Consider the following 23,805-nt stretch of genomic DNA (forward strand, 5'->3'; position numbering starts at 1 on the left):
GCGCAGGCCATGGCGCAAACTATATTCCAGTGCATAGATGGTCATACCTGCGGCAATCCGGTCCGGCTGGTCGCTGAGGGCGGACCCGAGCTGGACGGCGATACCATGCTGGCGCGGCGCGCAAATTTTGTTGCAAAGCATGACTGGATCCGGACCGGGCTGATGTTTGAACCGCGCGGCCATGACCAGATGTCGGGCAGCATCCTGTATCCGCCAACGCGGGAGGATTGCGATATCGGGGTGCTGTTCATCGAAACCTCCGGCTGCCTCGCCATGTGCGGCCATGGTACCATCGGCACGGTGACCATCGCCATCGAACAGGGGCTCGTAACCCCGCGGGAGCCGGGACGATTACGCCTTGATACACCGGCCGGGCTGGTCATTGCGGACTATCGGCAGGTCGGCCCTTATGTCGAGGAAGTAAGGATCACGAATGTGCCGTCCTTCCTCTATGTAAGCGGACTGACGGTTGACTGTCCGGGACTTGGCGAGATCACCGTCGATGTCGCCTATGGCGGCAATTTCTACGCGATTGTCGAGCCGCAGAAAAACTTCACCGATATGGCGGATTGTGCGGCGCTGGAGCTGATCGGCTGGAGCCCGAAACTGCGGGCGGCGCTCAATGAAAAATACGACTTCATCCATCCCGAGCAGCCCGATATCAACGGCCTCACCCATATCATGTGGACCGGAAAGCCGACGCGGGACGGGGCGGCGGCGCGGAACGTCGTCTTCTACGGGGATAAGGCGCTGGACAGGTCACCCTGCGGCACAGGCACCTCGGCGAGAATGGCGCAGCTGGCCGCGCGTGGCATGCTGTCCGTCGGCGATGAGTTCATCCATGAAAGCATTATCGGCTCCGAGTTCAGGGGCCGGGTGGAGGAGAGGGCGACCGTCGCCGGTCAGGATGCCATCATCCCTTCCATCGGGGGCTGGGCGCGGGTTACCGGTTTTAACCGCATCATCATCGATGACCGCGACCCCTTCGCCCATGGCTTCGTCGTCAGGTAAAGCGGCGGGCTTGCGCTTTGCCGCCCTAAAGGCATAAAATCAGGGACCGCAAAGGCGGATTCCGGATGCAGGAATAAACAAGAACAAGAAAACCATCGGATAAGGAAAACCACATGGCAAAAATTTCCGTCAACGGCGTCGAACTGGAATATGAGACACGGGGCGAACCCTCCGGAGAACCGATTGTCCTCATCGGCGGCGTCGGGGTGCAGCTTGCCGCCTGGAATGAAACCTTCCTGGACGCCCTGGCCCGCAACGGATTTTACGTCATCCTGTATGACAATCGTGATATCGGCAAATCCACCAAGTTCGATGACTGGGGACCGGCGGACATCCCGGCGGCCTTCGCCCAGGCCCGCGCGCGAGAGACTGTCTCCGCCCCCTATACCCTTGAAGATATGGCGGACGATGCGGCGGAGCTGATAGCGGCGCTCGGTATCGAGAAGGCGCATTTTCTCGGAAGTTCCAACGGCGGGGCGATCGCCCAGACGCTGGCCTATCGTCGGCCCGAGCGGGTGAAATCGCTGGTTTCCGTCATGGCGACCTCTGCCCGGCGGGGATTGCCGCGGCCGGAGGGAAAGGCCGCCGAATGGCTGACCGCGCCACGCAATCCGGCGGGAACTCTGGAAGGGGCCATGGACGAGGCGGTGGAGACAGCCGGTATCATTGGCAGTCCTGGCTTCCCGCGTGAGGAAGCCGAGATACGGGAGGAGGCCGCCATGCTGTATAAGCGGTCCTTCTATCCTGACGGCAACAGTCGGCATCTGCTGGCGAGCCTTGCCTCCGGCGACAGCCGGGTTGCGCATCTGTCCGAGATTACCGCGCCGACCATGGTCATTCACGGTCGCGAGGATCCGCTGGTCCCGCTGAGCTGTGCCGAGGATGTGCAGAAATCCATTCCCGGCGCGGAGATCGTCGTCATTGACGGCATGGGTCATGACATACCGGACGGGGCGGTTCCGAAGATTGTCGAGGCGATTGCGCGGAATGCCAAAAGAGCGGACTAACCCCATCCGCTCTCTCTAAGGCCACAACAGAAAGGCTGCAAAATGACAACAGAGTTTTCCGAATTTCTTACGCCGGGGCCGACCGTCGATTCCGACAGCCCCGATATCGTCGCCTTTGTCGAGCGGGTTCTCGGCGGCAATGACGGGTCGGACAAGGAAAAAGCCATCAAGCTTTACTACGCCGTGCGCGATGAACTCCGCTACGATCCCTACAGCTCAACCTTGGAAGTTGAGGGGCTGAAGGCAAGCCGGACCTTGCGGGAGGGGCGGGGATACTGTGTGTCCAAGGCGATCCTGCTGGCCGCGGCCTGCCGGGCAGCGGGGATTCCGGCCAGGCTCGGCTATGCGGATGTCCGCAATCACATGTCGACGGAGAAAATGCGCGAGAGGATGCAGACGGATATTTTCTACTGGCATGGCTATACAGATATTTACCTGGATGGGAAATGGGTCAAATCCACACCGGCCTTCAATATCGAGTTGTGCGACAAGTTCGGCCTGATGCCGCTTGATTTCGACGGGGAGGAGGATTCGATCTATCACCCGATCGACAAATCGGGCAATCGTCATATGGAATATCTCAACTATCGCGGCGCGTTTGCGGAACCGCCGCTTGACGACATGCTGGAGACTTTCGTGACCCATTATCCGCACTGGCGCAATCGCGTGAACAGCGCTGAGGGCGACTTCGAAGCCGAGGTCAGCGCGGAAGTATCGGGCGCCGGGCAGGGCAAACAGGACATGTGACAACCCGCGTCGATTGGCGTAAGCTACTTCCCAACAGGGACATTACGGGAGGAATGCATGTCAACTGCGCAGGGACAGGCGCCGGCAGGGAAGGCCGGTGCGGATAAACCGATTATCGCGCCGGTCGATAACCGCTCTTACGTGGCGGGCGACAAGTCGGCGCCGCTGCGTCACCAGACGATACCAGAGATGCTGCGCGAGACGGTTTCCAAATTCGGATCGCGAGAGGCGATTACCTTCCCGCTTCAGGATATTTCGCTGACCTATGAGGAACTGGCCCGTCGGGTGGATGCGCTGGCCGCAGGGCTGCTCGCGCTCGGCCTCAAGAAGGGGGACCGGATCGGCATCTGGTCGCCGAACAATCTGCAATGGATCCTGACGCAATATGCAACGGCGCGGATCGGTCTTATCCTGGTCAATATCAATCCGGCCTATCGCCTGTCGGAGCTGGAATATGCGCTGAACAAATCCGGCTGCCGGGCGCTGATCGCAGCGGAGAAATTCAAGACGTCGGATTATCTCAAGATGATCCGAACCCTCGCGCCGGAGCTGGAGACGGCGGAACCGGGCGCGCTTCGTGCGGCGAAGCTGCCGTCCCTTGAAATCGTGATCGGTCTTACAGACGATCCGGGGCCGGGCATCTATCCCTTTTCAAAGATCGAGACACTGGGCGGGGAGGCGGAGCGGGCGCGCCTCGACGAGATCACCGAGAGCCTGACCCCGGACGATCCCATCAATATCCAGTTCACCTCCGGCACGACCGGGGCGCCGAAAGGGGCGACGCTGACCCATTTCAATATCGTCAATAATGCGGCGCATACCGTCGGGCGCATGAACTTCACGGAGGAGGACCGGCTCTGTATTCCGGTGCCGCTCTATCACTGTTTTGGCATGGTGATGGGCTCGCTCGGCTGTGTGAGCAAGGGCGCGGCGATGGTTTTTCCCGGCGAGGCCTTCGATCCGGAGGAGACATTGCTGGCCACCTCCCGCGCGCGCTGCACGGCGCTCTATGGGGTGCCGACGATGTTCGTCGCCATGGTCGACCATCCGCGCCTGAAGGAGCTGGATTTTTCCAGCCTGCGGACCGGGGTGATGGCGGGCGCGCCTTGCCCGATCGAGGTGATGAAGAAGGTGATTGACCATATGAATATGTCCGAGGTGACGATCTGCTATGGCATGACGGAAACCTCCCCGGTTTCCTTCCAGAGCAATGTCGATGATCCGCTGGAAAAGCGCGTCTCCACCGTCGGCCGCATCCATCCGCATGTCGAAGTGCGGGTAGTCGGAGAGGATGGGGCCGATGCCCCGGTCGGCGCCAGCGGTGAGCTGTGGACGCGCGGCTATTCCGTGATGCAGGGCTATTGGGACGACGCCGATAAAACGAGCGAGGCCATCGTTGACGGCGGCTGGATGCGCACGGGCGATCTCGCGACGCTGGATGAAGAAGGCTATTGCCGGATCGTCGGTCGGCTGAAAGACATGATCATACGCGGCGGCGAAAATATCTATCCCCGGGAGATCGAGGAATTCCTCTTCACCCACGAGGATGTTCAGGAAGTGCAGGTTTTTGGCGTGCCGAGCGAGAAGTATGGCGAAGAAGTCTGCGCCTGGATCGTTTTACGCGCCGGATCCTCCCTCGATGAGGAGGGGGTGAAGGCCTATTGCAAGGACCAGATCGCCCATTACAAGGTGCCGCGCCATGTCCGCTTCGTGAAGGAACTGCCGATGACCGTCACCGGAAAGCCGCAGAAATTCATTATGCGGGACCAGATGGTGGAGATGCTGTCAAGCGGAAATTAACCGGTTAAGTTGTAAATATGAACTTTCTTTATCACTGTAGAAATGTACCGTAATATATTGAAATTATTTTATTTCTTAGATTACAGTTTCGCGGTGTGTGTCTCGAAGATATCCCTGGCGCGGGCCCAGATGCCGCTCTCTATCCGGTCCAGCGATTTGAGCGACGGCAAGAGTTGCGCCGCATAATCCTCGCTGCTTTCCACCGGCAGCAGGGACGGCAGGTTGTCGATGGCCATCACGTCGAGCGGAGGTGCCTCCGCCACGCGGATCACCGGATGATCGAATGAAGTGGCGTGATCATATATCGGGATTGGGTTGAACGGGCTGCTCGGATCGCAGGAGACATCGGCAATCACCGAGAGTTGCCGCTCATCCGCCAGCGCGGATTTCGGCACGAAGACCGGAACGCCGTCGCGGGCGAGGATACAGTTTACGAAGATATTGCGATCGAGAATTTCCGGGAAGGGGCCGCCATGGGCCGTTTCCGCCATATCCCATTTCAGGACGTCGAGGCCGAGCGCCTCCAGACAGTCGCTTGCGCCCGTGCCGACCCGTCCCAATGCGCCGATGACAATTGCGTTTGGCTTCCTCGCACCGGCTTTCACAACGGCAGCAAGATTTGTTTTGAGCTCGCTTACCAAAGCATCGCGGCCCGGATAAACGCTCACCTTTTGTGGGCCCGGACCGGCGCCACGCTTCTCCTCGATCCAGACCATCAGCCCGATCGCCGCCCCCGCGAAGCCCGCCCAGTAGCCGAAGGCGGCGACGCGGCGGCCACTCTCGTCGGTGAGATATTCAAGGTCATACAACACGCCGCCACCGGCCTTGAACCGGCGGAGAAGGGCGGGACCATCCGCCTGTCCCTTGAAGGCATGACCGAACATGATATGGCGGTGCGGAAGCGGAGAGTCGCCTGCGGGCAGTTCCTTAAGGCCGAAAATGATCGCGTCTTTCGGCGCATCCGGCCAGCTTCCTTCGGCGGCGATGGCGCATCCCGTCTTGCGATAGGCCTCAATGGGAATGGCCCGGCAGCCTGATTCCTCAACAGTCACGGACATTCCCGCCTTCATCAGGGCGCGCACGCCCTCCGGTGTGATACCGACCCGTTGCTCATTTTCGCGCTGCTCGGCGCGTACCCAGATATGAGTCATGTCCCTCTCCTCATTTCCTCATCTATATCGTGATTTGGCGGGTGGTCAAAGCTTGCTTTCCGGTTCCACCTTAAAAAGGGACAGAGAAGCTGATCGCCCCGAATTCGTCCGGGTCGGACTGGCCCTTATATTCGCGGGACCGGAAGACATGGGTGAAGGCCAGCCGGGCGGAGCGAAGGGTGAGGGCGATGCCGACCTGAGCATCGCCAACGAAGGGTTCCTTATCGACGCTGCGGCTGTCCTTGAAGGTATTGCCGTCAAGGAAGATGTTATGCGCGACGGCGCGGGCGTCGAGACCGGCGAAGAAATAGAGGCCGACATCGTCCGTCTGCTCGAAAAAGCCGGAGCCCGGCAGCCCCGGCTGGATGCGCGGCGGCCCGTAGTCATTCGGCAGGTTCCAGCCGAAACGCAAGGTCGCGCCCGCGTTCGCGTAGGTGTAGATGTTGCCGAGCGCGCCACCGACATGCGGCGTCACATCGACGGAAATCCCGGCAATCTCCTCGGAGACCAGCGCCCGCCAGCTCCGCTGGTAAGTCAGCACCAGTCCGGGTTCGTCCTTGAGCTGCGTATCCCACCCTTGCGGCTTGGGCGAACCAACGACCTTGTGAATGAATTCCTGTGACTGTTCGGCAAGGGAGGAGGGGCCGACGACGCCGAATTGCAATTGCAGCTGATCGAGCTGTTTCTCCCCGGTTTCCACCACGATACCGACGGCGCCATAGAGCCATCCGGCATAGGGGCGCTGGTCAAGCGGCGGATTCGCATCGGAAATATCGTTCGGCGTATACATATTCTGGCCGATGGCGTAGCTGGAACGGACCAGCCCTTCATTTGGAAAAAAGGGAAGCAGTCTCGCCGCTTTCAACGCCCAGACCGGCGCTTTGTCCGGTTCCGACATCCAGGCGAGCTGAACGCCGTTGGTATAGTCCCGGTCCAGACCGAAGAACAGGTCATTCTCCAGAACGAAGGTGAAGGTGCCTTCCTCTGCCTCTTCCGTCTCGATGACGTCATTGGCGAGGGCATGAAAGCCGGACGAGAGCAGCAGCCCGGCGGCAAGAATGGCGGATCGGAAAAATGTCATCGGGAGGAATTATCCCTGGATCATGGTGATAATATGGTCATGCATACGCCATTTTGCGCCCACGCGCATTTATTTTATCGCCCCGATGCAGAACCAGATATTAGGTTCCGCTTAGTCTTGCCTTCTCGGCAGCACGGGCGGCGGCATATTCATCGGCAATCTCCGCGACCAGTTCCGCCGTTGTCTTGACGGCGCTGACACCGGACACCGTATGACCGGCGGACCAGATATCCTTCCAGCGTTTCGGATCGGACTCCTTGACTTCCGGGTTGATGTCCTTGGTGATATCGATCTCGCCGCGCTCCGCGAGGTTGTCGGGATCGAGCCCGGCCCGCAGGATGGAGGCTTTCAGCATGTTCGCGGGCAATCCGGTAAAGGCCTTGGTGAGCAGGATATCGTCTGCCCGCGAGTCGATCAGCATTCGCTTGTAAACCGGGCTCGCCATGCTTTCCTCGGTCGCGATGAAACGGGTGCCCATATAGCCGAGATCGCAGCCGAGCGCCTCGGCCACCTGAAGACTGCGGCCATCCGTGATGCCACCGGCGAGCACGATCGGCCCGTCAAAGAAACGGCGGACATCCTGCACGAACACGAACGGATTGATCCAGCCCGTCTGTCCGCCCGCGCCCGCCGTCAGCAGCACAAGCCCGTCCGCCCCGGCGGCGACAGCTTTCTCGGCATGATGCACAGTCGCGACATCGGAAAAGACCAGCGCGCCGATATCATGCAACGGCTCCAGAACAGGTGTCGGTGGGCCGACGCTGGTAATGACGATCTTCGGCCGGTGACGGAGCAGCACATCGAGATCCGCCATGACCCGGCTGTTGGATTTATGGACGATGAGGTTGGGGCAATAGGGCACAATGGGGGAGATTCCCTCCGATGCCGTCTTTGTCAGCCGATCCTCAATCTCCGTGATCCAGTGATCCAGCTCCTCCGTGCTCCGGCAGTTGGCCGTCGGGAAGGAGCCGATGACCCCCGCCGCGCAGGTCGCAACGACCAGCTCCACCCCGGAAACAAGGAACATGGGGGCGGCAATCAGCGGCAGGCGCAAGCTGTTTTTCAGCGCCGTAAAATCATGTGTCGTCATCTCAGATACGTGTCTCCCGGTTCTCCCAGTATTGCGCGCGAAGGTCCCGCTTCAGGACCTTGCCGACCGCGCTCCTCGGGAGCTGGTCGATAAAGTCGACGGATTTCGGTGCCATAACACCGCCCAGCTTTTCCTTGCAGAGCGCAATCAGTTCCTCGGCGGTGACGCTGGTTCCCGGCGCCCGCTCGATCACAGCCTTGACGGCCTCTCCCCATTTTTCATCCGGTACGCCGATAACGGCGCAGTCCTGAACGGCCGGGTGCTGGGCCAGAACCTGCTCAACCTCCAGCGGGAAGACATTGAATCCGCCGCTGATGATCAGGTCGCGCTTGCGGTCGCTGATATAGAGATAGCCGTCCGCGTCGCGATATCCGAGATCGCCGGTATGCTGCCAGCCATCCTTGTGAATGGCGGCGGTCGCCTCCGGATCATTGATGTAGCGGAACATCACCGTCGGTCCCTTAATCACGATCTCGCCAACTTCATCCGGCCCGAGCAGGTCGCCGTCGTCATTCATGATTTCGATACAGCTGATCGCTGCCGTCGGCAGGCCCACCGACTTCAGGCGCGGCGCCAGCTTTTCATCCTTCAGCGCCGCGGTGACGGCGGCGGGGGAGAGGAAGGTGAGGGGGAAGCCGGACTCGGTCTGGCCATAGGACTGACAGACGACGGGACCGAAAATCTCATGCGCCCGGGCTATCTTCTCCACGGCGAAGGGTGCCGCCGCCGAGATCAGGTAACGCAGGCTCGAAAAATCCGTTTCCCGGCATTTCGGATGGTTCATCAGGATGTAGATGACCGTCGGCGGCAGGAACAATAGCGACACCTTGTGACGCGGGATATTGTCGAGAATCTGCTCCGGATCGGCGACGGACATCATTACCACGGTGCCGCCCAGAGCCAGCGCGGCCATGGCAATAATGCCGCCCGCGTGGGTGATTGGCGCGACGGAGAGATTGACCGGCGGATGATCAAGATCGAAATCGGTCAGCGCGGTCATGAAGCCGAGGGTATCCCAGGAGAGAAAATCCTGCCCCGCCTGGGTAATCTTGGGGGCGCCGGTCGTGCCGCCGGTAGACCCCTGAAACCCGGTGCCATCCGATGGCAGGTGAATATTGACCGGCCGGTCGGAGGCATTGGCGATAAACTGTTCGAGCGAGGGGATATCGCCGATCTGCCGGTCAAGGCAGACAACGACCTCGATCGACGGTGCCCCCTCCCGCATCGCCGGAATCTGGTCCTGGATGCTGCTGTCGAAGAAGAGCGCCCGGCAGCCGCCGCGATTGAGCACATCCGTATTCACATGCACGCCGGAGCGGAGGTTGACATTGCTCCAGGCGCCGCCCGCCCGCATTCCGCCGATAATCGTCGCGAGGGCGAGGTTGGTATTCGGGCTGAGCACCGCAAACGGCGTTTCCGGCGCAAAATCCTGATCCAGCAGGCAATTGGCGAGCCGGTTCGTCAGGGAGATAAGTTCCCTGTGACTGAGGGTGCCGGTCCCGTCGATGAGGGCTGCCCGCTCGCCCGCGTTCCGGCCTGCCCGGTCCAGCAGGTCGAGATAGTTCAGATTTCGCATTTTACCTCCGCACGTCTTAAAGCCGGTTTTGTTTATTGTCGCCTTGGCTCTGATGAGAGGAGACCATTGTTGACCGTGCGAAGGTCATTTATCAAGGGAAAAGCATGGCGTCGCCGCCGGACGTCCTGTTCTTAGCCTTCCACGCCGATAACACCAACGATATCGCCGATCTGGATGAGACCCGGATAATGCCGGGCCGCCAGCACGCCGTCGCGCTCGCTGATATAGTTCATCGGTGCCCGGCCCGTGCGCTCATAGTCATGGACGCGGGCGAGCAGCTGGCCTTTCTTGACGCGATCGCCGAGCTCGCAGCAGAATTCGAGAAGGCCGCCCGCCTCGCAGGAGATATAACAGTCATCATCGGGCATATGGAGATTGATGCTGTCCGATTTTTCGGGCTCTCCCGCCAGGATTTCGGCATGGATCAGGAAATTACGGATGCCTCTTCTTGCGATGGCAACGGTACGGGAGGTTGCCGAACCGCCGCCGCCAAGTTCGGTGGAGACAAAAATCTTGCCCATTTCCTCGGCGGCGCTGTCATACATGCCTGTCGCGTCGACCTCGCGCAGCATCATGGAGTAGGGGGCGTTGAAGGCCTCCATCGCGGCGACGCAATGGGATTGCTGCTCCGCGTTCGGCAGGATATGCGCCGCGCAAAATGGCACGAAATCAAGGGTTTTTCCGCCCGAATGCAGATCAAGAACATAATCCGCCATGGGCAAAAGTGTCCGCTGGAAATAATCGGCGATTTTCTCGGTCACCGACCCGCGCGGATTGCCGGGGAAAATGCGGTTCATATTGCCGCCATCGATGGGCGAGGTGCGCGAGGCCGCCCGGAAGGCAGGGTAATTCATCGCCGGCACGATGATCACCCGGCCCGTGATGTCGGATATATCGATCTCGTTCGACAGGTTGAACAGTGCGATCGGCCCCTCATACTCATCGCCATGATTACCGCCCGTGAGCAGGGCAGTCGGTCCGTCCCCGCGTTTCATGACGGTGATCGGGATCATCAGCGACCCCCAGGCCGACCCGTCATAGGAATGGGGCAGCTTCAGATAGCCATGCTGGATGCCTTCCTTCTCATAGTCGATGGTCGGTGTGATCGGATTGCGGATCAACATGTCAAAATCCTGTCTTCTAGTTTTTCACAACAAGGGTACGGGGAACATTGGCGAGGCACACCGGCCCGTCGTCGGTGATGACGATGCTTTCCGTCGTCTCAAGCCCCCAGTCCTGCATCCAGAGCCCGGTCATGAAATGAAACGTCATGCCGGCCTCCAGCACTGTTTTATCGCCGGGCCTGAGACTCATCGTGCGCTCACCCCAGTCCGGGGGATAGCTGATGCCGATGGGATATCCGGTCCGGTTATTCTTGATAATGCCATATTTTATGAGAACGGCAAAAAAGGCGGTGGCGATGTCCTCACAGAGGTTTCCGGGACGCGCGACTTCCAGCCCGGCCTCCATGCCTTCCTGCACGGCCTTGTCCGCATCGAGAAACTGCTGTGTCGGCTTGCCGAGAAACACCGTGCGCGAGAGCGGCACATGATAGCGTTTGTAGCAGCCTGCAATCTCGAAGAAGGTACCCTCGTTATTCTTCATCGGCTTGTCATCCCAGGTCAGATGCGGCGCGGCGGCATCGGCGCCCGAGGGCAGCAGCGGGACAATCGCCGGGTAATCGCCCCCGAAACTGTCGGTACCGTTGATCCCGGTCGCATAGATTTCGGAGACCAGCGTGTTCTTGTGAATGCCGGGTTCGATCACCTCGACGATGCGCTTGTGCATTTCCTCGACAATCCGTCCGGCGCGCCGCATATAGATCAATTCCTGCTCGGACTTGACGGCGCGGCACCAGTTGACAAGGGCGGTGGCGTCCTGAAATTTCGCATTCGGCAGATTGGTCAGCAGGGACGCGTAGGCGGCCGCGGTGAAATAGTAGTTATCCATCTCGACGCCGATATGCAGCTTGTCCCAGCCTTTCGCTTCGAGCAGCATGCAGAGCGGTTCCATCGGATGGCGCTCCGTCGACTGGACATAGTGATCTTCATAGGAATGGATGTTGCTGTGGTCCATGAAGACGGTGCGTTTTGCGCCGTTGCCGTCCTGCTCCCGCCCATACCAGATCGGCTGCCCGTCAAGCGCCAGCAGCACGCATTGATGCACATAGAAGGACCAGCCGTCATAGCCGGTCAGCCACGCCATATTGGACGGATCGGTGACGATCAGAAGCTCGATCCCCTGTTCCTGCATGGAATGGCGTGCCTTGGCCAGCCGGTCTGCATACTCATCAAGGCTAAAGGGCAAATCCATAACACAGTCCCCTGTAAAAAATACGATTTCAGCTAATAAAACGGCTTCCTGCCTGCTGGCTTGCCGCAATGCGCACCGCTTCGGCGGCGATGGCGGTATCCTGGATACCCATACCTGTCAGATCGCAGATTGTAATGTCATCCGCTGTTTGCCGTCCGACACTTTCTCCAATAATTACGTCCGATAGCTCCGGAAAACTCTGGTCCGCCCCGATCAGGCCCTCTTCCACGGCCCGGCGAAGCTCTCCTTGCGCGACGCATTGGGCATGACGGTCACAGACATAGAGATCGGCGGCGGTCAGGACGTCCGGCGCCAGCTCCCCCTTGTAGGGCGCGTCCGATCCCATGGCGGTGATATGCTGTCCCGGGCGCAGATGCGCCTTGGTAAGCACAGGTTCGCTCGCCGGGGTGGTGGTCACGATGATATCGCTGGCCGCGGCCAGATCATCGAGGGACGGGGTCGCCGTGACCTCTATGCCGAGCGTATCGGCGCATTCCCGCGCACAGATTTCCGCCTTGACGCTATCGCGCGCCCAGATCAGCGCCTTGTCGATCTTGCGGACAAGGGTCAGGGCCTTGAGCTGCAGCCGCGCCTGTGTTCCGGCGCCGACAATACCGGCGGTTCGGGCATCTTTCCGTGCCAGCCATTTTGCCGCCACCGCCCCGGCGGCGGCCGTGCGGACATCGGTAAGATAGCCGTTATCGAGCAGAAGCGCTTCGACCAGTCCGGTCTGCGCCGCGAACACCACCATCAGGCCATTGACGCTCGGCAGGCCCAGCTTGGGATTGTCGAAAAAGCCCGGGCTCATCTTCACGGCGAAGGAGGGGATACCCGGCACATAGGCCGTCTTGACATCAACCTCGCCGTTATACTCCGGGATATGCATGCTGAGGATCGGTGGCATTTCCAACGCCTCGGTTGCCAGCAGCCGGAAGGCATTTTCAATGCAGTCAACGGCGCTTTTATCGAGCTCAATCGCGCGGCGCAGTTCGGATTCGTTCAGGATTGTGATTTCAGGCATTTCCGGCTTCCCCTCCCATTGTCTCTGCCTCCAGGTCGACATTTTCCCCGTCGATGATCCGCTTATGCAGGGCCATGTCGATATTGCACCCGCTGAGGAGCGCGACTGTGGGCCCCTGCGGCCGGACCTTCTCCGTGAGCAGGGCGCCGATGCCGACACTTCCCGATCCTTCGATCACCTGCCGCTCCTGCCAGTAGGCATGGCGGATCGCATCGGCGATTTCGGCCTCGGTGAGGGTGATGACCTCATCCACATGACGCTTCACAATGTCGAAGGTATAGCGGTTGGCAAGCCCGATGCCGCCACCAAGGGAATCGGCGAGGGTCGGCAGTTCCGCCACCTCGACCGGTTTGCCGGCGCGCAGGCTCTCGATCATGGCGGCGCCGCGCTCCATGGAGACGCCGACAACGCGGATATCGGGGTTTGCCGATTTCATGGCCAGCGCGATCCCGGCGATCAGGCCGCCGCCCGAGAGCGGTACGATCACGGTGCCAAGCTCCGGCAGTTCCTCCAGCATTTCAAGAGCGAGCGTGCCTTGCCCCGCGATGACATCCGCATGATCGAAAGGCGGCAGCATGGTCATGCCGTCTTCCTTGACACGGCGGTCGACTTCCTTCTGCGCCTCATCCTGGGACCGGCCGGAAATTACGATTTCCGAGCCTTCACCGCGAATGGCCTCGACCTTGTTCGAAGGCACCAGTTCGGACATGCAGATGATGCAGCGGGTATCCATCTGCTGCGCAGCATGGGCGAGGCCACGGCCGTGGTTGCCGGTGGAGACGCCGATCACGCCTTTCTCGCGCGCGGCGGCAGAAAGAGAGCGGATAGCGTTCGTCGCCCCGCGTAGCTTGAAACTGCCGGTGATCTGCAGATGCTCATATTTAAGGTAGATTTCCCCGCCGGTTACAGAGGACAGCGCCGCTGAAGGGGCGAGGGGGGTCTTGCGGATCATTCCGGCAATCCGCTGCCGGGCCTGGCAAATGTCATCAATTGTTATTGCATCTGACATGGCGTCAACCTGATCTACAATGTATGAGTTTCAAACTACACAGGTCAGCAGACGCGCGTTGTGCAGCAATTGGGAAATTCTGCTTAAAATATTTCCTCATTCCGCCTATGAAGAAAAAAAACGGGCGTGTCAATGCTTGCGGCCAATCGTCGGGCGCGTAAGCTCCCGGAAAGAGGGCGCGAAATGCCTCGAACATTTCCTTCTCAAAAAAAGAATGTCACGCTGGCCGGCTATGTTATGATCGCGAAAATGCGCATGAAAAAGGCGTGGCGTCAGTGTGGGAGGTGACGATGGATTTGCAGAAGTTTAACCGGGACTATTCAACCGCAGTCAAGGGCTATCATATTGATATTCCAGATGATTTCAATTTCGCCTTTGATATTATCGATTCCCGCGCGGCCGAGAATGACGGCGTGGCAGTGATTGCGGTTTCCCGCGACGGGGAGACGATCCGGGACATCCGCTATTCCGACTATGCAGAAGACTCGGCGAGGCTCGCGAATGCCTTCCTGTCACTTGGCATTGGCAAGGGGGATTTCGGCTGTCTTGTCATCGGCCGAATCCCGGAATGGTATACGGTGCTGTTCGCCTGCATGAAAGTCGGGGCGATTTCGATGCCGGGGACGAACCTGCTGACCGCCAAGGATATCGCCTATCGTGTGCAGCGTTCCAAGGCGCGGTTTGTCGTGGTCACGCCGGAGCATTGCGAGAAAGTCGATGCGGTGTGCGGCGATTGCCCGACGCTTGAGCATTTCATTGTCGTTGGCGGTACCCATCCGGGCTGGCTCTCCCTCGATGAGCTGATGGCGAAGGCTTCCCCGACGCTGGCACGCAAGGACGCGCCGCCAACCGTCGCCTCCGACATGATGATGGCCTATTTCACCTCCGGCACCACTTCGATGCCGAAAATGGTGCCGCGGGATTTTGGCTATGCGCTCGCCCATGCGGCGACGGCGCTCTTCTGGATGGATCTGCGCGAGGGCGATGTGCACTGGACACTGACCGATACCGGATGGGCGAAGGCGGCCTGGGGCCTGCTGTTCCCGCCGTTGCTCGCCGGATCGAAGATCGTGCTTTATGACGGGGAGGGGGCGTTCGATCCGCATTTCCATCTGGATTTGATCCAGCGGCTGAAAGTCTCCACTTTCTGCGCGCCGCCGACGGTTTACCGCCTGTTCGCGCAGCAGGACCTCGGAAAATACGATTTCTCTTCCCTGCGGCGGTCCCTCGGCGCGGGCGAGCCGCTCAACCCGGAGGTTATCCGCTACTGGCAGAAGCATACCGGCAATGTCATCGCCGACGGCTACGGCCAGACGGAAACCATCAATATCGTTGGTAATTTCCCTGGAATGGAAACTCGTTTCGGCTCCATGGGCAAGCCGGTGCCGGGCTTCGATATCGACATCATTGATGACGATGGCAACCGCCAGCCGGACAACGAGGTCGGGCATATTGCGATCCGTACGGACGGGGATAGCTGGCCGCCCGGGCTTTTCGATGGCTATTACACCGGCGGGGAACCGGACAGGGAGGCATTCCGCCATGGCTGGTACTACACCGGGGATACCGCGAAGCGCGATGCGGACGGCTATATCTGGTTTGAGGGGCGGGCCGACGACCTGATCAGTTCGGGCGCCTACCGCATCAGCCCGTTCGAGGTGGAAAGCGCGCTACTGGAGCATCCCGAGGTTGTCGAGAGTGCCGTTATCGGCATTCCCGATGAAACCCGCGGGCAGCTTGTGAAGGCCTATATTATCCTGAAATCACCGGAAAAGGCGGGGCCGGAGCTTGTCACCGACATTCAGGATTTCTGCAAGAACCTGACCGCGCCCTATAAATACCCCCGGCAGATCGAGTTTGTCGACAGCCTGCCGAAGACGATTTCGGGCAAGATTCGCCGGGTGGAGTTGCGGGGAGAGGGTTGAGCCTCTCCCGCAAATAACCAGAAACGGCGCGGGGTTATTCGCGCGCCATTTCCGCCTTGCCGACACCCTCACCGTCGAGAGTCTGTTTCTCCATATGGATGGTGACCTTGCGCAGGAAGCCGTCAAACTCGAACGGGGCGGCGTAGTCACCAACCGGATTGCCGCGATCCCGACCGATGTCCAAACCGGACCAGGAAATCAGCATGAAGAAACCGAGGTTGCTCTCGGCGGAGCCGGCGTCCTCGCCGTCGATGGTCAGCGTATAGCGGCTTTGCCCCATCCCCTTGCCCATGCGCGGCTTTTCTTCCTTTGTCAGCCGTTCGACCTTGAGGCCGAGCAGGCGGCGGCCCGGGGCCACTTTCCTGTCCGAGGTGACGACCACATGCTCGCCGCCGATATTGAGGTCATGCACAAGATGGCCGTCCTTCATATAGAGGCTGTAGCCCGAAGTGGTGTCGCCATGGGCAATCAGGACGCCGTTGCTGTTCTCGCTCTCGACATCGGCTTCGGCCTCAATCTGGTAGTTGCGGCTCCGGAGGTCCGGCGCCACATCGGAGGGGATATGGCCGACACCACGGTGGAAAACGAATTTGGTGCGGTGCCCTTGCAGGCGTTCCGCATTCTCGGCGAAGCGCGGGGCGAAACGATCATCCAGCGGGAGAACCTGGTTTTCTTTTGCCTCTTGCCACCAGCTATCGATCATGGACTTCAGGCGATCTGGGTTGTCTTTGGCGAGGTTCTTGCTCTCGGAGAAGTCCTCATCCAGATTATAAAGCTCCCATTCGTCGTCATCGAAGGCCGATCCCATGGGATGGAAGGCCACCGCTTTCCAGCCGTCCTGCCAGATGCCGCGATGGCCGAACATTTCGAAATATTGCGGCTTGGTGCGGGCCGGGGCCTCGGGTTTCAGCAGGCTGTCCTTAAAGCTCTGCCCTTCGATCGGCTGCTGCTTGATGCCATTGATGGTTTCCGGCGGCTCGATATTCAGGATATCGAGGAGGGTCGGCACCACATCGGAGCAATGGGCGAACTGATGGCGCAATTCACCGCGCGCCGGAAGGCCCTTCGGCCAGCTGATGATCAGCGGATCGCGGATGCCGCCGCCGTGGGTGTTCTGCTTGTAGCGTTTCAGTGGCGAGTTGGCGGCCATGGCCCAGCCATGGGGGAAGTTGGAATGGGTATCGGGTCCGCCGATATCCTCGATCCGCGCGAGTTTCTCTTCCATCGGTTCCGGACGCAGGTTGAACGGCCCCATGGCATTGACAAGGCCGTTGCGTCCGCCTTCCTGGCTGGCGCCGTTGTCCGACAGGACCAGAATCAGCGTATTGTCCATCTGGCCGGTTTCTTCCAGAAAATCAATCAGCCGGGAAATATGCCGGTCCGTGTGATCCAGCATCCCCGCATAGGCGGATTGCAGGCGGGTGTATAGGCGATGCTCGTCCGCCGTATGTTCGTCCCATGCCTTGACGCCGTCGTTGCGCGGCGGCATTTCAGTATTTTCGGGCACGATGCCGAGTTCCTTCTGGCGGGCGAGGCGGTGCTCTCGTTCCTTGTCCCAGCCGCCTTCAAACATCGAATCATAGCTCTTGATGATGTCTTTCGGCGCCTGATGCGGGGCATGGCAGGCGGCGAAGGCGCACCAGAGAAGCCAGGGGTTATCCTCCGCGCCGGCGTTATGGTCGGCGAGCATGCGGATGGATTGATCGACCAGATCCTCCGTCAGGTGATAGCCGGTTTCATAGGTGCCGGGCGGATCGATATGGCTATTGTCGCGCACCAGTTCCGGCGCGTACTGATCGGTCTCGGCGTCGAGGAAGCCGTAGAAACGGTCAAATCCCCGGCTCAAGGGCCAGCCGTCAAAGGGTCCCGTTGGGCCGCTTTCATTAAGCGGGTTCACGTGCCATTTGCCGATCATGTAGTTGCGATAGGCATGGGGGCGCAGCATCTCGGCGAGCGTGCCGGCCGACTTCGCGATCTTGCCGCGATAGCCCGGATGGCCGCTGTCGAAATTCGCAAGGCAGCCGACACCGACGGAATGATGGTTCCGTCCGGTCAGGAGGGCCGCCCGGGTGGTCGAGCACATGGCTGTCGTATGAAAGCCGGTATAGCGGACGCCTTTCGCGGCGAGCTTGTCGATGGTCGGCGTCTTGATCGGGGAGCCGTAGCAGCCGAAATCGGAAAAGCCGACATCATCAAAGAGAATGACGAGGATATTCGGTGCCCCTTCCGGGGCTCTTGGTGGTTCTGGCCAGTGGGGTGTGTACTCTTCCATTTTTATGTCTCCCGTTCGCTTTGCGCGTTATCAGGTTATTGCGGCCCCTTGGTAACTTCGGAAACGGTCAGATTCTGACGCTGCCGGTCTTGCGGATGCGGTTCAGGGTTTTCCCGGCGATATTGAGCTGGTGAATCTGGCTGGTGCCTTCATACAGCCGGAACAGGCGGACATCGCGGTAGAAGCGTTCTATGCTGCTGTAGTCCGCGACATAGCCGGACCCGCCGAAGATCTGTACGGCCCGGTCGGCAATCCGCCCGCACATTTCGGTCGCGAAATATTTGCACATGGAGGCTTCCAGCGTGATATCCACGCCCTCATCGCGCTTGCGGGCCGTATCCAGAATCAGGGTGCGGGCCGCGGTGACGTCGACATGGCTGTCGGCGATCATCGCCTGGATCAGCTGGAAATCGCTGATCGGGTTTCCGAACTGCTTTCTTTCCATAGAATATTTTGCCGCATCATCCAGCATCCGCATGGCCGGACCGGTGCTGAGGGCGGAAAGGTGAATGCGCTGCTTGTTGAGCGCCTTCATCGCCGTTTTGAAGCCGACGCCTTCTTCACCACCCAGCAGCCTGTCCGGGGAAATTTCGCAATTCTCGAAATGCACCTCGGAAACCGGGGAGCCGGACTGCCCCATCATGGTATATTGCTCGCCGACGGTCAGGCCGGGCGTGTCGCGATCGACAAGGAAGGCGCTGATGCCGCGGTGGCTGTCATCATTTGGGTCGGTGCGCGCGAATACCGTGAACAGGTCGGAAATCGGGGCATTGGTGATAAAGGCCTTGGAGCCGTTCATCACATAATGGTTGCCCTTCTTGATCGCCGTTGTGGTGAGCGCGGTTGCCTGCGATCCGGCCTCTTTTTCGGTGAGCGCGAAGCAGCCGACAATCTCCCCCGCCGCCAGTTTGGGCAGGTATTTGCGTTTCTGTTCCTCCGTCCCGTCGACAATCAGGGATTCGCTGCCGATACCGGTATTGGATCCGACACGTGCGCGAAAGGCGACCGAGCAGTAGGACAGCTCAAACGCCATCAGGACCAGCTCCTCCGTCGTCAGGCCGAGCCCGCCATACTCCTCCGGGACGGCCCAGGCGAAATAGCCGCGCGCCTGCATATCATCGACAAGGTCCTGCGGGACTTCGTTAAGCTCGGCCACGCGGTCCTCGTTCGGGATGGCAACCCGCTCCACCCAGTCGCGAACTTCCATGCGTTGCTGTTCCAGTTTTTTTGCGTCACGTATCATCGGATTCTCTTTTTATTTGTTGGTAGCCGGGCTCAGCCCGCGAGTTGTTTTTGCATGTTGTCGAGCGCGACTTCCGTTTCGCCCACCAGCCGCTGCATGATTTCGTCGACGGTTTTCAATTCGTTGAACCAGGCGATGCTCTGGCCGGTCGCTTCATAGAGCAGCGGCTCGATCTCATGCTCGTTGACCCCGGCGACGAGATCGGCAGTGAGTACCTGCTGATACGGCATTTTGAGCGGTTCCGGCGCGTCCGGCCGATCCCATTCCTCGGACCAGGCGGATTTGACGATCCGGCAGGACTTGCCGCTGTGGCTGAGGGAGATCGTGGTATTGAGGCTGTCGGATTTGAGCAGCTTGTTCAGCAGCGCATCACAGAGCGCATGTTCCTTGGAGGCGAGCCAGGCCGTGCCCAGCCAGACCCCTTGCGCCCCAAGCCCGAAGGAGGCGGCGATATGGCGTCCATGGCCGACACCGCCCGCCGCCAGCACGGGCGTGTCGCCCGCAACTTCGACTACCTGCGGCACTAGAGAGAAGGTGCCGATCGGGCCTGTATGGCCGCCGGCGTCATATCCTTGCGCGACGATCACATCGACTCCGGCCGCCTTGGCCTTTTCCGCATGGCGCGGCGCCCCGACGAGGGAGAAGGTGACTTTTCCGTGGTCCTTGGCCCGCTGGATCATTTCCGGCGGCATGCCCACGGCTGAGGCGAAGCTGTGGGCCCCGGATTCGAGGGTTGCGGCCATCTGCTCCTCAAACAGCTGCTGCGAGCGTATCTGCGAGGAGAAGAAGGTCGGTTTCGTCGCCGGGGGCACCTTATATTTTTCGGTCAGTTCCTGAACGAAGGCCTTGTGGCGGTCCGGCAGGTTCGATTTTGTGCCTTCCCGGTCCGTATCGTCGCCGACGGTGCTCGGTAGCATCAGGTCGATCCCGAAGGGGAGGTCGCCCAGGCGGTCTTTCATGATCCGCGCTTCCTCGGCGATTTCCTCGGGCATGCTGCGCGCGGCGCCGAACACCGGATATCCTCCGGCCTTGCCAAGAGCCACCATGACATCGATGTTATGGGCTAGTCCGAAGATGGGGTAGCGAATACCCATTTTCCTGGCAAGAGGGGTGTTCAAAGCCATTTTTCTAATCCTTGTTGTTTCTTATAGTTAGCTTCCGAAGATGTTGAAAAGACGCAGGTTTTTTGCGACGGATGCGAGGCGCGGCGCGAGATCCTTCTCAATTTCCTCCTTGCGGGCGCGATAGGCCGGGATACCGCAGGACAGGGTCACTTCAAGGCCGTCCTTGGTGATGCCGACGGGTGCCGACATCGCGTAGATATTCTCGCGCCATTCACCGTAGGAGATGCAATATCCCTCGGCCCGGCAGTGTTCTATGGATCTGTCTATCCGCTCCTTGTTGCGTTCTACTGCGTCCGGATAAATATGCTCGATCTCAAGATATTTGGCGGCGCGATCCTCATCGGAGAGCAGGGAGAGGAGGGAGCGGCCGGTGGATGACTCCGCGACGGGAACGGTCATACCCATTTCCGGCACATGCGGGAAATCGGTGATGTCACCTACGGTCTGGACATAGACGGCATCCGCCCCGTTAAAGACGGCAAGGGAGACGTTGCCCTTTGCAATCTCTGCATATTCCTGCATCAGGTTGACCGCTTGCCGACGCCATTTCATGTGCGAGAGAATAGGGTAGGACAGAGCCAGTAGTCCCGGCGCGAGCTGAAAACCGCCCTGCGGCGCGCGGCGCAAGTAATGGAGCGCAATCAGGGTTTTGCACAGCCGCGAGACCGTCGCCTTGTTGACGCCGACACGGGCCGCAATCTGCGCGTTGGTCAGCGTCTGATCCCCGCCCAGGAAACAGGCAAGGATATCCAGCCCGCGGATAAGTGTCGTCGAGAGCGAACTGTCCCGGTCGACAATTTCGTCGAGCGGAACCCGGCGTCTCTCGACATGGGCAATCAGATTGGTCTGCTCGCTGATCATATGATTCCTTTCTCCCGGAATGCCGCGATTTCGTCCTTGGTCAAACCCAGAATCTTTTCGAAGATAGCATCGCTGTCGACACCGAGGTCCTTGGCTGTCCATCTTATGCTTCCCGGATTACGAGTAAAGCGCGGCACCACATTTTGCAGGCGGACAGAGCCGAAATCGTCATCTGGCACGGGGACGATCGCTTCGCGGGCCTGATATTGTGGATCGTTGAAGATTTGCTCGACCGAATAGATCGGCGCGACCGTTCCCTTGGCTTTATCGAAAGCCTCAACAACCTCATCAAGGGTATGGGACGCGATAAAGCTGCCGAATATCTTGTCCAGCTCCTCCGCATTTTCCACACGCAGACCGTTGGTTGCGAAGCGGGGATCATCCAGCAAGTCCGGCCTGCCGACGGCGGTTGCATTTCCCTTGAACGTAGCATTCGTGCTGCCGGCGAGGGAGACATATTTCTTGTCACTGGTCATATAGACGTCGGACGGGGCGGAATACTGGTTCTTGTTACCGCTGCGTCCGCGCACGACGCCAAGCTGGTCATATTCGATGGCAAGAAAATCGAGCAGGCGGAAGGTTGCCTCGGTCAGGGACAGGTCGATCTCTTCGCCCATGGCCGGTTCTTCCCGCGCCACCTTGAACAGTGCCGCCAGAATGGCCATGGCACCGAATACGCCGCCGAAGGCATCGGAAATGGGGTAGCCCGTATGCATCGGCGGACGGTCCGGATCGCCGGTGATATGGGTCAGGCCGCCCATGGCCTCGAAAATGCGGGCGAAGCCGGGTTTGCCGATATAGGGGCCGGTCTGGCCGAAAGCAGTTGTCCGCAACACCACGAGTTTCGGGTTTGCCTTCCATAATGTCTCGATATCGAGGCCCCAGCGGTCCAGCGTGCCGGGCTTGAAATTCTCGATCAGCACGTCGAACTCCGGCAGCATTTTCAGGAGAAGCTCGGCTCCCTCCTTCTTGCGCAGGTCCAGTGTGCCAAACTGCTTGCCACGATTCGCGGCCTTCCACCAGAGGGACTTTCCGTCCTTGAACGGCGGGAATCCGCGCATGCCGTCCCCGGCTCCCGGCAGCTCCAGCTTGACAACGTCGGCCCCGTAATCGGCGAGTAAGGTGCCTGCGAAGGGCGCAGCGATAATCGTGGCGATATCAAGGATACGCAGGCCGGAGAGGGGCCCGGATTGGCTCTTGTCTGTCATTCGAATTCCCAAAGGCTGTTTTTATTTTTGTAGCTATTGACATGATTTGTTACTATATATAAAACGATCTAGTCAAATATAAAAATAATTTAGACGACAGGGAATATGAATTTCAATTTAAGCTCGGAATCCGAGGAAATTCGGCTTCAGGTCGAGGATTTCTTCGCGAGAGAAATGCTGCCCCGCCATCGCGAGTGGGTGCAGACCGTTTGTCACGAGCGCAAGGCGCCAGCCTTTCTCAAACAGCTACAGGAACAGGCGAAGGAACTTGGCCTGTGGAATCTGGCGTTGCCCAATCTGGCAAAGGACGAGCCCGGAACACGGTTGACGAATCTTGAATTTGCGCCGATTGCCGAAATACTCGGCCGCCTGCCCTGGGGCTCGCAAGTCTTTAACTGCCATGCGCCGGAAGTGCCGAACATGGCGATGATCCAGGCACTGGCGACACCGGAGCAGCGGGAGAAATGGTTGTTTTCCATGCTGAACGGCGAAACCCGCACCGCCTTTGCGATGACGGAGCCCGATGTTGCCTCCTCCGATGCCACCAACATCGAAACCCGGATTGAACGCGACGGCGATGAATGGGTGCTGAACGGGCGCAAATGGTTTGCGACCGGTGGCGCGCATCCCGATTGCTCCTTCCTGATTGTCATGGGCGTTTCCGACCCGGATGCCGGACGGATGAGCAGGCATAGCATGATTATTGTTCCCATCGGTACCCCCGGCCTGACGCTGGAACGGGAATTGCGGTTCCTGGGCTGGGCCGATTTCGTGGCGCCGATCGGCCAGTTCAGCCTGGAGAATGTCCGCGTCCCGGTCGAGAATCTTCTGGGCGAGCAGGGGCAGGGCTTCAAGGGCGCGCAGGTCCGTCTTGGTCCCGCGCGCATCCATCATTCCATGCGCTGCATCGGCATGGCCGAGATGGTGCTGGCGCAGATGGTCGCCCGCGCCCATGAACGCAAAACCTTCGGCCGCCCGATCGTGGAATATGATACGGTTCAGAAATGGATTGCCGAAGCCCGCATCGATATCGATATGAACCGCCTGTTTATCCAGAAGGCGGCCTGGATGCTTGATACCAGTTCGGACAAGAACACTTGGCGGATTGTTTCCCAGATCAAGGTGGCGGCGCCCCGGATGCTTCAGAAAGTGACCGATCGGGCGATCCAGCTGTTCGGCGCCATGGGCGGCACGGATGACACCTTGATCCACCATGCCCATTCCTACGCGCGCTGGTTCCGTATCGGTGACGGTCCGGATGAAGTTCATCTGCGTCAGATATACAAGACCGAGCCGGTCCCGGAATGGACCATTGCAGACTGCCCCTATGTTGCCCCCGAAGGATTTTAGGAAAGAGGAGCGTTTC

At 59.7% G+C, this 23,805-nt stretch carries 19 protein-coding genes; 6 read left to right on the plus strand and 13 right to left on the minus strand.

From position 1 onward, the window contains the following. Window positions 1–9 precede the first annotated feature (9 nt). The 4 genes from AAC599_RS04110 (at window position 10) to AAC599_RS04125 (ending at window position 4,565) form a co-directional block, all read left to right on the plus strand. A complete protein-coding gene (locus AAC599_RS04110; protein ID WP_340149132.1) occupies window positions 10–1,011 on the plus strand; it encodes a 4-hydroxyproline epimerase in 1,002 nt (333 codons plus the stop codon). 113 nt (window positions 1,012–1,124) lie between these two features. Beyond that, complete coding sequence (locus AAC599_RS04115; RefSeq protein WP_340149133.1) at window positions 1,125–2,018, plus strand: alpha/beta hydrolase; 894 nt, start codon at window positions 1,125–1,127, stop codon at window positions 2,016–2,018. 42 nt (window positions 2,019–2,060) lie between these two features. After that, window positions 2,061–2,765: a transglutaminase-like domain-containing protein gene (locus tag AAC599_RS04120; RefSeq protein WP_340149134.1), complete on the plus strand. Its 705-nt coding sequence runs from the start codon at window positions 2,061–2,063 to the stop codon at window positions 2,763–2,765. Between the two features lie 57 nt (window positions 2,766–2,822). Next, window positions 2,823–4,565 (plus strand): AMP-binding protein, encoded by a 1,743-nt coding sequence (locus tag AAC599_RS04125; RefSeq protein WP_340149135.1) that lies wholly within the window; start codon window positions 2,823–2,825, stop codon window positions 4,563–4,565. 80 nt (window positions 4,566–4,645) lie between these two features. On the opposite strand, the gene AAC599_RS04130 is transcribed toward AAC599_RS04125, so the two are convergent. The 8 genes from AAC599_RS04130 to eutB all read right to left on the minus strand — a co-directional run bounded on the left by AAC599_RS04130 (window position 4,646) and on the right by eutB (window position 13,806). Beyond that, a complete protein-coding gene (locus tag AAC599_RS04130) occupies window positions 4,646–5,716 on the minus strand; it encodes a saccharopine dehydrogenase (RefSeq protein ID WP_340149136.1) in 1,071 nt (356 codons plus the stop codon). Between the two features lie 70 nt (window positions 5,717–5,786). Next, window positions 5,787–6,797, minus strand: coding sequence for a lipid A deacylase LpxR family protein (locus tag AAC599_RS04135; protein ID WP_340149137.1), 1,011 nt, complete (start codon window positions 6,795–6,797; stop codon window positions 5,787–5,789). A 100-nt stretch (window positions 6,798–6,897) separates the two neighbouring features. After that, window positions 6,898–7,887: a nitronate monooxygenase gene (locus AAC599_RS04140; RefSeq protein WP_340149138.1), complete on the minus strand. Its 990-nt coding sequence runs from the start codon at window positions 7,885–7,887 to the stop codon at window positions 6,898–6,900. A gap of 1 nt (window position 7,888) precedes the next feature. Then, complete coding sequence (locus tag AAC599_RS04145; protein WP_340149139.1) at window positions 7,889–9,463, minus strand: AMP-binding protein; 1,575 nt, start codon at window positions 9,461–9,463, stop codon at window positions 7,889–7,891. A gap of 131 nt (window positions 9,464–9,594) precedes the next feature. After that, a complete protein-coding gene (doeB, locus tag AAC599_RS04150) occupies window positions 9,595–10,587 on the minus strand; it encodes a N(2)-acetyl-L-2,4-diaminobutanoate deacetylase DoeB (protein ID WP_340149140.1) in 993 nt (330 codons plus the stop codon). 16 nt (window positions 10,588–10,603) lie between these two features. Next, the gene (gene doeA, locus AAC599_RS04155; RefSeq protein WP_340149141.1) at window positions 10,604–11,776 is read right to left on the minus strand and encodes an ectoine hydrolase DoeA; all 1,173 of its coding nucleotides are present in this window, start codon (window positions 11,774–11,776) and stop codon (window positions 10,604–10,606) included. 28 nt (window positions 11,777–11,804) lie between these two features. Continuing rightward, window positions 11,805–12,797 carry a cyclodeaminase gene (locus AAC599_RS04160; protein ID WP_340149142.1) on the minus strand — a complete coding sequence of 331 codons (993 nt, stop codon included), beginning with the start codon at window positions 12,795–12,797 and terminating at the stop codon, window positions 11,805–11,807. Then, on the minus strand, window positions 12,790–13,806 hold the full coding sequence (eutB, locus tag AAC599_RS04165) for a hydroxyectoine utilization dehydratase EutB (RefSeq protein ID WP_340149143.1): 1,017 nt from the start codon (window positions 13,804–13,806) through the stop codon (window positions 12,790–12,792). Before eutB ends, AAC599_RS04160 begins: the two co-directional genes overlap by 8 nt. A gap of 290 nt (window positions 13,807–14,096) precedes the next feature. On the opposite strand from eutB, the gene AAC599_RS04170 reads away from it, so the two are divergent. Continuing rightward, window positions 14,097–15,731, plus strand: a complete 1,635-nt coding sequence (locus AAC599_RS04170) for an AMP-binding protein (protein WP_340149144.1) — start codon at window positions 14,097–14,099, stop codon at window positions 15,729–15,731. Between the two features lie 34 nt (window positions 15,732–15,765). Here the strand turns inward: AAC599_RS04170 and AAC599_RS04175 are convergent, their stop codons facing one another. From AAC599_RS04175 to AAC599_RS04195, 5 genes are all read right to left on the minus strand, one after another. Further along, window positions 15,766–18,003, minus strand: coding sequence for an arylsulfatase (locus AAC599_RS04175; protein ID WP_340149145.1), 2,238 nt, complete (start codon window positions 18,001–18,003; stop codon window positions 15,766–15,768). Between the two features lie 67 nt (window positions 18,004–18,070). Continuing rightward, window positions 18,071–19,246, minus strand: coding sequence for an acyl-CoA dehydrogenase family protein (locus tag AAC599_RS04180; RefSeq protein WP_340149146.1), 1,176 nt, complete (start codon window positions 19,244–19,246; stop codon window positions 18,071–18,073). A gap of 32 nt (window positions 19,247–19,278) precedes the next feature. Beyond that, on the minus strand, window positions 19,279–20,370 hold the full coding sequence (locus tag AAC599_RS04185; protein WP_340149147.1) for a nitronate monooxygenase: 1,092 nt from the start codon (window positions 20,368–20,370) through the stop codon (window positions 19,279–19,281). A 27-nt stretch (window positions 20,371–20,397) separates the two neighbouring features. Beyond that, window positions 20,398–21,231: an IclR family transcriptional regulator gene (locus AAC599_RS04190; protein ID WP_340149148.1), complete on the minus strand. Its 834-nt coding sequence runs from the start codon at window positions 21,229–21,231 to the stop codon at window positions 20,398–20,400. After that, a complete protein-coding gene (locus AAC599_RS04195; RefSeq protein ID WP_340149149.1) occupies window positions 21,228–22,439 on the minus strand; it encodes a CoA transferase in 1,212 nt (403 codons plus the stop codon). The genes AAC599_RS04190 and AAC599_RS04195 overlap by 4 nt, the downstream gene beginning before the upstream one ends. A gap of 105 nt (window positions 22,440–22,544) precedes the next feature. On the opposite strand from AAC599_RS04195, the gene AAC599_RS04200 reads away from it, so the two are divergent. Beyond that, a complete protein-coding gene (locus AAC599_RS04200) occupies window positions 22,545–23,789 on the plus strand; it encodes an acyl-CoA dehydrogenase family protein (protein ID WP_340149150.1) in 1,245 nt (414 codons plus the stop codon). Window positions 23,790–23,805 lie beyond the last annotated feature (16 nt).

This window comes from uncultured Sneathiella sp. (assembly GCF_963976355.1).
Lineage (GTDB): Bacteria > Pseudomonadota > Alphaproteobacteria > Sneathiellales > Sneathiellaceae > Sneathiella.